This is a genomic window from Flavobacterium sp., assembly GCF_043779715.1.
Lineage (GTDB): Bacteria > Bacteroidota > Bacteroidia > Flavobacteriales > Flavobacteriaceae > Flavobacterium.
Window position 1 is genome coordinate 18094 of record NZ_JAYWDT010000241.1, and the last position, 11331, is coordinate 29424.

Sequence of the window (11331 nt, forward strand, 5' to 3'; positions counted from 1 at the left end):
CGTTATGAGATTTCTCCTTCGTCGAAATGACAATTATTCTTTCTAAAAAACTAGTAAATATTTTCTTTTAGTTTGGTAATCATTTCTACCGTCATGTTTTCCATATCGAAATCATTTTTCCAACCCCAATCTTTTCTGGCTTCCCTATCATCGATACTGGCTGGCCAAGAATCGGCAATTTTCTGACGGAAATCTGGTTCATAATCAATCGTGAAATCTGGAAAATGTTTCTTTATTTCTTCTGCAATTTCGGCTGGTGTAAAGCTCATACCTGACAAATTATAGGACGAACGGATTTTTACATTTTCTGATGGGACTTGCATGATGCTTACGGTGGCTTTTATAGCATCGTCCATGTACATCATTGGCAAACCAGTGTTTTCGGACAAGAACGATGTGAATTTCCCATCGGTAATTGCTTTGTGGTATATATCTACTGCATAATCTGTCGTTCCGCCACCTGGAGGCGTACTCCAACTGATAAGTCCAGGATATCTAATGCTTCGCACATCAACACCATATTGTTTGTGATAATATTCGCACCAGCGTTCTCCAGTTTGTTTGCTAATCCCATAAACCGTACTTGGTTCCATAATGGTGTATTGTGGCGTATTTTCTCTTGGCGTTGTGGGACCAAAAACCGCAATACTCGATGGCCAAAATATTTTTTTTATTTTTCCAGATTTCGCTAAATTCAAAACGTGAAAAAGTGAATTCATATTCAAATCCCATGCAAAAGCAGGATTTTTCTCGGCCGTTGCCGATAGTAACGCTGCCATCAAATAAACATCGGTAATTTGATATTTTTCTAGCAAATGCTCAATCTGATTATAATCTAAAGCATTTACAACTTCAAAAATTCCTTCGTTTACAATATCCGTATTTAGTTTCCTAATATCGGAAGCAATTACATTGTCTTTGCCGTAAATCGTTCGCAATTTGTTCGTTAGCTCGGTTCCTATTTGTCCGCAAGCACCTATAATTAATATTTTCGTGTCCATTTTTGTCATGTTGAAATACAAATATACCATTTTCGTAAAATATAGCGTTAACATCTTTAACACTTTGGTAAACCAAAAACCAAAAATAACTACATTTGCTTTTTAGTTAAATTTTCTGATATGAGATATATTGTTTCACTGTTTTTGTTATCGATGGTTTTATTTACGGGCTGTAAAGACGATGATAATACACATGAACTGCAAATTGCCAAAGCTTTGAAAGAAAAAGAATTGGTTTTTAGCATGATTAACAAAACATGGAATTTTGCACCAAGACCTTTAACGCCAGAAGCACAAACTATTACAAACAACTGGAGCGACTGGAGATTGTTTACCTCGGAATTGTACCAAAAACCCAAAGGAACGATTGGCGCTTTTCAGCGAAAAACCAAAAGTTTGGTTGTAAAAGTAGAAATTCTAAACAATACGATTCCTGAAAGAGTTAGCAAGCCACAAATAAAAAGTAGATTGATGGCGATAATTACAAAAGTAAAAGCGCTACACACATTTATAAATCTAGACAGAATTCCTGAAAAAAAAGTGGTTACTTTGATTACCGATTTGAATATTGAATTGATTGCATTTCAAGATCAAATAGAAGAAATTGTGCGTCGTAGCCACATTCAGAAAGAAGAGGGAGAGCAAGAAATGCTTAATTCATTAAACGGTTCACAGCCAACAAATGTTCCTTCAACTAATGAAATTAAAAATTAACAAGATATAATTACATTTGCAAAAAAATAAAAACATGATTAAAAATTACACTTCAAAACATTTTGGTTTTTTCACTTTTCTAGTATTAATTTTAGTTTCGACTATCAGTCAAGGACAAACCACAACTTGGGCAGGTTCTTGGGATAATGGAAATCCAGATATTACAAAAGATGTAGTTTTTACTGCAAATTATACATCAATTGGCGATTTTTCGGCAAAATCTATTTCAGTATCAAACGATGCCGTAGTTACGATTCTTGGAGGACTTACACCACACACGCTGACGGTTGAAAACAATATTTCTGTTACGGGAGCACTTTCAAAATTAGTTTTCGAAAATAATGCTAGTTTGCTGCAAATAAGTCCTTTGGCTATAAATACAGGGAATATAAACTTCAAAAGAAATACAACGCCCATGAGGCAGTTTGAATATACTTATTGGTCGTCGCCAGTTGCAGGACAAACATTAGTAGGTTTTTCACCGCTCACAAATCCTAGTAGATATCATTCTTATGACACAACTACAAATGCTTGGGTAAATGAAACGCCTACAAATGTTATGCAAGCCACAAAAGGATATGCAGTTAGGGCACCTGATAATTTCACATCGACACCACAAACGTTTAATGGAGAATTTATTGGGACGCCAAACAATGGTTACGTACCCACAAATGTAGTTGCCTTTAATCCCATTTTATTGAATTATAATTTTATAGGAAATCCTTACCCTTCAGCAATTAGCGTAATTAGTTTATTAGATAATTCTAATTTAGGAAGTCTGTATTTCTGGACACACAACACTGCAATTGCCGCAAATGTTTTTACAACAGCAGATTATGCTGTTAGAACAAGAACAACGCAAACAGCAGCAACCTCAGGCGGATCAGTTCCAGGAGATTATATCGCGGCAGGGCAAGGGTTTTTTGCATCGGCAGCGACTACAACTACATTTTCATTTACAAACATTATGAGGGTTGCGGGCAATAATTCTCAGTTTTATAGACATACACAAACTGTTCCTCAAAATTATTATATCCATTTAAACCTAACAAATACCTTAGGCGCATTTAAACAAATTGCTTTTGGATACGAAGAAGGCGCAACAAATGGTTACGATTTTGGTACGGATGCACTGGCATCTACCGAAGGCGCAATCACTTTTTATTCGATGATTCCTTCTTACACTTCTGGCTTCGGAATACAAGGCAGGTTTTATCCTTGGAATGTAAATGATATAATCGGTTTAGGTTTCAATGCAACAATTGCTGGCGATTACACAATTACTATCGATCATACAAACATCTTTTTTGATGATAAAGATATTTTTATTGAAGACACAAACACAGGAACATATCATAATTTAAAAATTAGTTCTTATGATTTTAATACTGCTGTAGGGACTTTCAATAATAGATTTAAAATACATTATCTAAATCCACTATTGAGTAATAATAATTTTGTTATAAATGAAAATTCTGTTTTTGTAAATGCAAATGATAACGAAATTTTGGTTAACTCTACTTCCGAAAAAATAAAAAACATTCAGGTTTATGACGTTTTAGGTCGTATGGTTTTCGATAAAAAAAATGCAAATGAAAATAAATTCGTAATTGTAAATATTCAAAAACAAAATCAAGCATTAATCATCAAAACCGAATTAGAGAACAATCAAATAGTGACTAAAAAACTAATTTTTTAATTTCAATTCGTATTAAAAAAATCCTGTCTCGTTATAGAAATGAGGCAGGATTTTTTTTGCATAAAAAGTCAAAGTATATTTGCATAAAATTATTTTCAATTGAGTACCGAAATCATCTCTAAAAAATACAGCGAACAAGCCAAAATAGTTACTATATCTAAAGCAATTACTGGCGACAACAAAATTCATATTAAAGGATTGGTTGGTTCGTCATTTTCGTTTGTCATTCAAGCTTTGTTTGCAAAAAGTGAAAATTCGTTTCTGTTATTGTGTAACGAAAAGGAAGAAGCTGCTTATATCTTGAACGATTTAGAGCAACTCGTTGGCGATCAAGACGTATTGTTTTATCCAAGTTCTTACCGAAGACCTTACCAAATTGAAGATACGGACAATGCAAATATTTTGCTTCGATCGGAAGTTTTAAACCGAATAAATTCCCGCAAAAAACCAGCCATTATTGTTTCTTACCCAGAAGCTATTTTTGAAAAAGTAGTAACCAAAAAAGAATTAGAAAAAAATACTTTAAAAATTTCGGTTGGCGATCAAGTTTCAATCGATTTTATAAATGAAGTTTTATTTGAATACGAATTCAAAAGAGTCGATTTTATTACTGAACCTGGAGAATTTTCAGTTCGTGGCGGTATTCTCGATGTATTTTCGTTTTCGAATGACAATCCGTATCGAATTGAGTTTTTTGGTAACGAAGTAGATAGTATTCGAACTTTCGATGTGGCGACACAACTATCAATCGAAAAGAAAAATAAAATTGCGATTATTCCCAATTTCGAAAATAAATTTTTACAAGAAAACAGAGAAAGTTTCCTGCAATATATCAATGCAAGAACAACCGTTTTTATTCAAAATACCGATTTATTACTTTCTCAATTAGATAAATTATTTGGCAAAGCCGAAGAGACTTTCGAGAAGTTAAATAAAGATATTAAACACGCTTCGCCAGAACAATTATTTCTAAATCAGAAGGAATTCATCAAGCGAGCCTTAAATTTCTGTGTGGTCGAAACGGCTTCGAAAGCTACTTTTAGAACATCAGAAACTTTCGAATTTCATATCAAACCACAACCTTCTTTCAATAAGCAATTTGATTTATTATTAAATAATTTGAAAGAAAATCAGGAACACAATTACAAAAACTATCTATTCTGTTCGAACCAGCAGCAAGCCAAACGTTTTCATGATATTTTTGAGAGTTTAGACGAACAAAATCACGAAACCATAACCAAGCAATACGAAACTATTGTTTTACCATTGTATCAAGGTTTTATCGATGAAGAAAACCAAATTGCTTGTTATACCGACCATCAAATTTTTGAACGTTATCATAAATTTAGCATCAAAAATGGTTATTCAAAAAAGCAAACCATCACGCTCAAAGAACTGACATCATTAGTAGTTGGCGATTATGTAACGCACATAGACCACGGAATTGGAAAATTTGGCGGACTACAAAAAATACAAGTAGATGGCAAAACACAAGAAGCTATAAAACTGGCTTATGCCGATAATGATATTGTGTATGTAAGCATTCATTCGTTGCATAAAATCTCGAAATATACGGGGAAAGATGGTGCGCCGCCTAAGATTTATAAACTCGGTTCTGGAGCTTGGAAAGCTTTAAAACAAAAAACCAAAGCCAGAGTAAAACACATCGCATTCAACTTAATTCAGTTGTATGCCAAACGAAGATTGGACAAAGGATTTGCGTTTGCGCCCGATAGTTATTTGCAACACGAATTAGAAAGTTCGTTTATTTATGAAGATACACCAGACCAACTAAAATCGACCCAAGAAGTCAAAGCCGACATGGAAAGTGATCGTCCTATGGACAGATTAGTTTGCGGGGATGTAGGTTTCGGGAAAACGGAAGTCGCAATAAGAGCAGCATTTAAAGCAGTTGACAACGGAAAACAAGTCGCTATTTTAGTTCCAACTACGATTTTGGCATACCAACATTATCGAACATTTACCGAAAGGTTAAAAGATATGCCGGTTACTATAAATTATGTAAATCGATTTAGAACCGCCAAACAAAAAGCAGAAACACTTAGAGATTTAGAATCGGGAAGACTCGATATTATTATAGGAACGCATCAATTGGTGAGCAAAAATGTAATTTTTAAAGATTTAGGATTACTTATTGTTGATGAAGAACAAAAATTTGGGGTTAACGTAAAAGACAAGCTCAAAACCATTACCCAAAATGTTGATACACTAACATTAACGGCAACGCCAATTCCGAGAACATTACAATTTTCGCTTATGGCAGCAAGGGATTTATCGGTCATTACCACGCCGCCACCCAATCGTTATCCTATCGAAACCAATGTGGTTGGTTTTAATGAAGAAACCATTCGCGATGCTATTTCTTTTGAAATTGAACGTGGCGGACAAGTGTTTTTTATTAATAATCGAATAGAAAACATCAAGGAAGTCGCTGGTATGATCCAGCGATTGGTTCCTGATGCCAAAGTTGGTATTGGTCACGGACAAATGGATGGCAAGAAACTAGAGGAACTCATGTTGGCATTCATGGAAGGTGAATTTGATGTTCTAGTAGCTACAACTATTATAGAAAGTGGATTAGATGTTCCTAATGCGAATACAATTTTCATCAACAATGCTAATAATTTTGGTTTGTCAGATTTGCATCAAATGCGAGGACGTGTGGGTCGAAGTAATAAGAAAGCTTTTTGCTATTTTATCTGCCCGCCGTATTCTGTCATGACCGAAGATGCTCGAAAACGAATTCAAGCTTTAGAACAATTTTCGGAACTAGGAAGCGGTTTAAATATTGCCATGAAAGATCTCGAAATTCGCGGCGCAGGAGATTTATTAGGTGGAGAACAAAGCGGTTTCATAAACGAAATTGGTTTTGATACCTATCAGAAAATTATGAATGAAGCCATCGAAGAACTCAAAGAAAATGAATTTAAAGATTTGTATGAGAACGACGATGAAACGGTAGAAAAAGAATATGTAAAAGATTTGCAGATTGATTCTGATTTCGAATTATTGTTCCCAGATGATTACATTAATAGCGTAACCGAAAGATTAGCTTTATACAATGCGTTGGCGATTATAAAAGATGAAAATGGCTTGCAAGAATATGAAAAACAACTGATTGACCGTTTTGGGGCTTTGCCAAAACAAGCTATCGCTTTACTGAATAGTTTGCGAATAAAATGGATTGCTACCCAAATAGGTGTCGAAAAACTAATCCTAAAACAAGGTAAAATGGTTTGTTATTTTGTGTCAGACCAACAAAGTGATTATTACCAATCGAAACGTTTTCATCAAGTATTACAATTTGTACAAAAGCAACCGCAATTGTGCAAAATGAAAGAAAAAGAAACCAAAAATGGTTTGCGATTGCTATTGACTTTTGAAAATGTAAAAAGCATTAAAAAAGCGTTAGAATTGATGGAGATGGTTTAATTAATAATCATTTTTTTAGATTTTGTGTAATAATCTGTTTTGATTTTATAAATATATTCTCCTGATTTTAATGTATTGCTTTTCATGGATACAACATGTTTTCCCATTGGAAAATTTTGGTTTGTAATTTCATAAACTTCTTTACCGCTTAAGTCATAAATTTTTATAGAAACGAAACTATCTTTATATAATTTAAACGAAAAATAACTTTCATCAGAAGATGGATTAGGGTAGTTTTTTACCTCATTATCGCTAGTTTCTTTACCAAATTCTGGGCTACTCAATGCGGATTGTGAAACCAAAGCTGTCCAAATACTTGTTGCGCCACTATCCATTCTTGTCCAAATAGGTCTGATTACTCCGTTATGTGCCGTTATGTTAATATAATCACTGAGTACCGAAGTTGAAACGGGTAAAAAAGGAGTGGTACTTATTTTTGTGTTTGTAAATGTTGTTCCTCCGTCAGTTGAATAAGCTAAGTAAACATCTGTGGTATTGTCAGCATGATTTCTTCGGTCATAAAAAACAACATAAATATAACCATTAGTTTGGTCTATTGTCATCCAAGAAAAAAATTGTTGTTTTCCTGCGGGATCATTATTTACTCTTTTTGGAGCACTCCATGTAACTCCTCCATTAGTTGATTTGGCTATAAAAATATCGGTATCATTCGTGCCATTTCTTTGGTCAGACCAGTTTATGTAAATTGTTCCGTTATTTGCACCACCACTGCGATCACAATCTGTTATTGGTAATCCGTTTGCTCTATCTATTCCAGGAACAGAAAAATCCCATCCTGTTGTTGTTGATACTGGAATTTCACTCAGCGACCAAGTTGTTCCTTGATCTAAAGATTTTTTAAAAACCAATCCGTTTGGGCCTGTCCACGAAACATAAATTTCACCATTAGGGCCCACGGTTGGAACAGCACCTTCCACAGTGTTGCTATCGTCTATACAATTGCCACTAATATTATTTATTTTTAATGCAGTTGACCAAGTTGCGCCTAAATCAGTAGATTTAGAAAAATAGATGTTACTTTTATTAGCTGCATTCGAACTTCCATAAACATCAAATTGTGTCCAAGTAACATAAATATTATGAGATAAATTATCAAAAACCGCCCATTCTTTGTCTTGTGCTTTGGTTCCATTAAGCCCCATATGGGTTCCTGTACTCCAAGTTGTTCCTAAATTAGACGTTTTTTGACACACAATTCTATCTATCCAATTTCCACCTGAAGGAGGATTTGATAAATGAAAAAAGTAAAAATTATTATTATTGTCGCAAATTATTGCAGGATCTCCCCAAACCCCATAAGTAGATGTCATTGTGTTTCTTGTCCAAGTTAAACCTCCATCATTGCTATTGTATACATTGTTTATGTTTGCTCCAGCAATGAGCTGATCGGTGTTGTTAGGGTTTATTGTAATAGACGGTTCGGAAGGACTGTTTACATTGCTAATCATCACATTTTGTTGAGCTAAACAAAAAGTTGTCACTAATAATGTGATAAAAATAAGTTTTGAAGATTTCATAGTTTTACTTAAAATGTAAAGATAAAAAAATAGCTACATTTTCTTATAGCTATTTTTTATCTTTTATAATTTACCAATAATTTTATCTTTAGGGTATTTTACCAAATAACTAATCCTTATTTTCTTGGTTTCGTTTGGTTTTAAATCTAAATTCCAAGTTAAGATTCCAGTTTTAAGATGGTTTAGAAATAACAAAGCACATCTTTAAATGAAATACCCCAAAAAAGTTAGATACTATTTTGGGGTATTTTTAAATTTTAGTTTAAGATAATTTTCTTAATATAGTTTAAATCATCACCGCTAATTTTAATCACATACATTCCAGATTGTAAGTGATTTAAGTTTAAGGTTTTTTCTGTATTAAAATCGGTATCGTTAGCTGTGTAAACCACTCGACCGTTTATATCAATTACTTGTAAATTTAATTTTCCAGAAAATTTCTCTATCTTAATGGTTACTAAACCATTTGATGGGTTCGGATAAATTGACACCATATCCTGATTTTCAAAATAATTAATTCCTAAGGTACAATTTGGGCCTGGAGCGGGTTGAGTAAAGTCTTCTATTTGATCCGTAGTGTCAAGTAAATCTTCTGATGAAGCTCCAGTTCCCATACCTCGTTCAGCAAAGACTTTCCAAATCATACAATAGTTTTGACCTCCTGTAGTGGCTTGATCTGCAGCGATTAGTGCGTCACGCCCGCTAATGTACGTTGGGTCACAACCATCAATTTTTATAGCGTCTAAAACCAATCTCATTACTTTATTATTTCCACTAGTTCCGTTATAAACATCAGCACTATACCCGTATTTATCAATATACGCCCAAGTTAAATCCCATAAAATAGTACACCAAACAGATCCAATACCGTGAGGAGCAGCTTGTGTGTTGCTACTTGCAAAGGTGAATGGATTTTTAGCTCTGTCTGTCGAGTAAGGATAACTTCTAATTCCTACGCCTGTTGTGGGTTGTTGTGTGGCGAATGTTCCAATTCCTTTAGATTCGGTACCATTGTCGGTAGCTTTAATTTGAAGCATTAACCAAAACCAGTCTGACCAACCCTCGCCCATTTGCTCAGCACTTCCTCCTAAGCAATTTCCGCTTAATCGGGTAGAAATTCCGTGTCCGTATTCGTGCGCAACAATTCCGTTGTCAAAATCTCCATCGGAGTTTACAAAAGTACCCGCTGCGGCTGTTAAATTTCCATTTACGGTAACAGTTCCATTAGCCATAGCAGCAATAATTGCTTCTCCATTTGTTTGGGTCACACTAACTACGGGTATTGTAATTGTTGCGTCTGCACCTGACATTCCTGGCGCTCCACCCGCTACATTATTTACAATAATAACCGCTACAGCACCCGCATTTTGAGCTGCTTTGGCTTTAATCGCAAAAGAACAAGAACCTCTTCTAATTACTACGATGTTTCCATTTAATGCTGCGGCATTTGTAGCGGCTGTACAAGCATCTGAAGTGTCAGGTGTTCCGTCATTATAAAGCACTAAATTTCTAGTTAATCCAGGCGAAGCTGGTACTGCAACATGACCTGGTGAAAAACCATTATCAGTAATGCTGTATGCTCCTGCAATTGATGCTGGTGAGTTTATGGTTAAAGTTGGTGCTGGACCATTGGTCCATAAATACATTTGCATTCTTGGCTGTCCTCCATCGGCTGGAGTGGCAAAATTTGCGTTGTTAGTCCCGCTTCCGTCTTGAGCTTCAGCAATTACAGAATCGCCAGCAGTACCACCTCTTCCATAATTGTTTTGTTGGAAATTCTTGTTTGCTTCATTAAAACCATATTGGTAATACACATCGTGCATGATGTTATTCATATAGAATAAATTGGTCGTCGCAGCATTTGTATAGGTAGATGCTGCAACACCTGTCCCATCATAGGTATAATCAAATGTTAAAGAAGCGGTTCCGTTTGGACTTGCTCCTGTTCCGTTATTTCCATTAATATCTTCTTGAGCATAAACATTGTTTCCTCTTGTAATGGTGTACTCAACTGCATCGTTTCCGTTGGTGTCATGCCATCCGTAAGGTGAAGCTGTTATATTTCCTGAGGTAGAAATAAGTTGTCTAGATCCGTGATTCGGGCTTTCGATATTTGATGGATAAACTCTATAATTACCTATTGCAGGTGCTAGAGCTGTGGTTGTAGGGTTTAATTTTTCGTTAAAAAAACATTTACTAAATGCATTTGAAACCTCTTTTTCGTGTTTGTGATTGGCATCGTTTTCGAAAGAACAAGAAATCACTAAATCATATTTCTGTAATATTTTTCCATCAACAGCATCTATCACAACATTCCAAAGATTTTTGGTGTCTTGTGTGTAAAATTCGAAGTTCCAACCCAATCTCAGAGTGTTTATTGCAGTGTAAAAATATACTAACTGTGCTTTAATTGGATCTTGGTTTAAGGTTCCGTTCGTTAATTTATATTTAAAACCGTTCGATTCTATTAAAGTGACATTATTAACTTGCGGTGCATTTAATTTTGAAAGAGCCGAAGTAAAGGCTTCTGTGATTTGAAGAGCTGGTGTTGCAGTATTTATTTTGCTGGAAATGTTTCCGTAAAAATCTTCTCCTCCGGCATAAACCTCTTCATTTTTCATTAAAAAATTAGAATCGGAATTAATTATTTCAATTCCATTTACTCTTTGTTTAACGTGATAGTTATTGATTTTGGTAAACTCAGAACTGAATTCATTAACAATAACAAGATCATTTATGTCGTTAGAAGTTAGTCCTAATGCTTTAATTTTGGCATTACTTGAGAGGTATTCTTTTATTTTTTCTATTGTATTTTGTGAGAATCCAGATAAAGAAAATAGAAAAAATGTTAAATAAATAATTTTTTTCATATCAGTTAGGTTTTTAGGTTATTGCTGCAAATATAGTTTTTATGAGTAGAATAAAA

The 11331-nt window shown here is 34.5% G+C and carries 6 protein-coding genes; 3 read left to right on the forward strand and 3 right to left on the reverse strand.

What is annotated here, in order from left to right; genetic code table 11:
- Positions 1–50 precede the first annotated feature (50 nt).
- Complete coding sequence (locus ACH2BG_RS11815) at positions 51–1001, reverse strand: L-threonine 3-dehydrogenase (RefSeq protein WP_395047896.1); 951 nt, start codon at positions 999–1001, stop codon at positions 51–53.
- 120 nt (positions 1002–1121) lie between these two features.
- On the opposite strand from ACH2BG_RS11815, the gene ACH2BG_RS11820 reads away from it, so the two are divergent.
- The 3 genes from ACH2BG_RS11820 to mfd all read left to right on the forward strand — a co-directional run bounded on the left by ACH2BG_RS11820 (position 1122) and on the right by mfd (position 6867).
- Positions 1122–1715 carry a hypothetical protein gene (locus ACH2BG_RS11820; protein WP_395047897.1) on the forward strand — a complete coding sequence of 198 codons (594 nt, stop codon included), beginning with the start codon at positions 1122–1124 and terminating at the stop codon, positions 1713–1715.
- A gap of 34 nt (positions 1716–1749) precedes the next feature.
- Positions 1750–3414 (forward strand): T9SS sorting signal type C domain-containing protein, encoded by a 1665-nt coding sequence (locus tag ACH2BG_RS11825; RefSeq protein ID WP_395047898.1) that lies wholly within the window; start codon positions 1750–1752, stop codon positions 3412–3414.
- Between the two features lie 144 nt (positions 3415–3558).
- Positions 3559–6867 (forward strand): transcription-repair coupling factor, encoded by a 3309-nt coding sequence (gene mfd / locus ACH2BG_RS11830; RefSeq protein ID WP_395047901.1) that lies wholly within the window; start codon positions 3559–3561, stop codon positions 6865–6867.
- Here the strand turns inward: mfd and ACH2BG_RS11835 are convergent.
- Together ACH2BG_RS11835 and ACH2BG_RS11840 are read right to left on the reverse strand one after the other, a co-directional pair.
- Positions 6864–8405 (reverse strand): T9SS type A sorting domain-containing protein, encoded by a 1542-nt coding sequence (locus ACH2BG_RS11835; protein WP_395047899.1) that lies wholly within the window; start codon positions 8403–8405, stop codon positions 6864–6866. The genes mfd and ACH2BG_RS11835 overlap by 4 nt on opposite strands.
- A 257-nt stretch (positions 8406–8662) precedes the next feature.
- Positions 8663–11275, reverse strand: coding sequence for a T9SS-dependent M36 family metallopeptidase (locus ACH2BG_RS11840; RefSeq protein WP_395047900.1), 2613 nt, complete (start codon positions 11273–11275; stop codon positions 8663–8665).
- Positions 11276–11331: the final 56 nt, after the last annotated feature.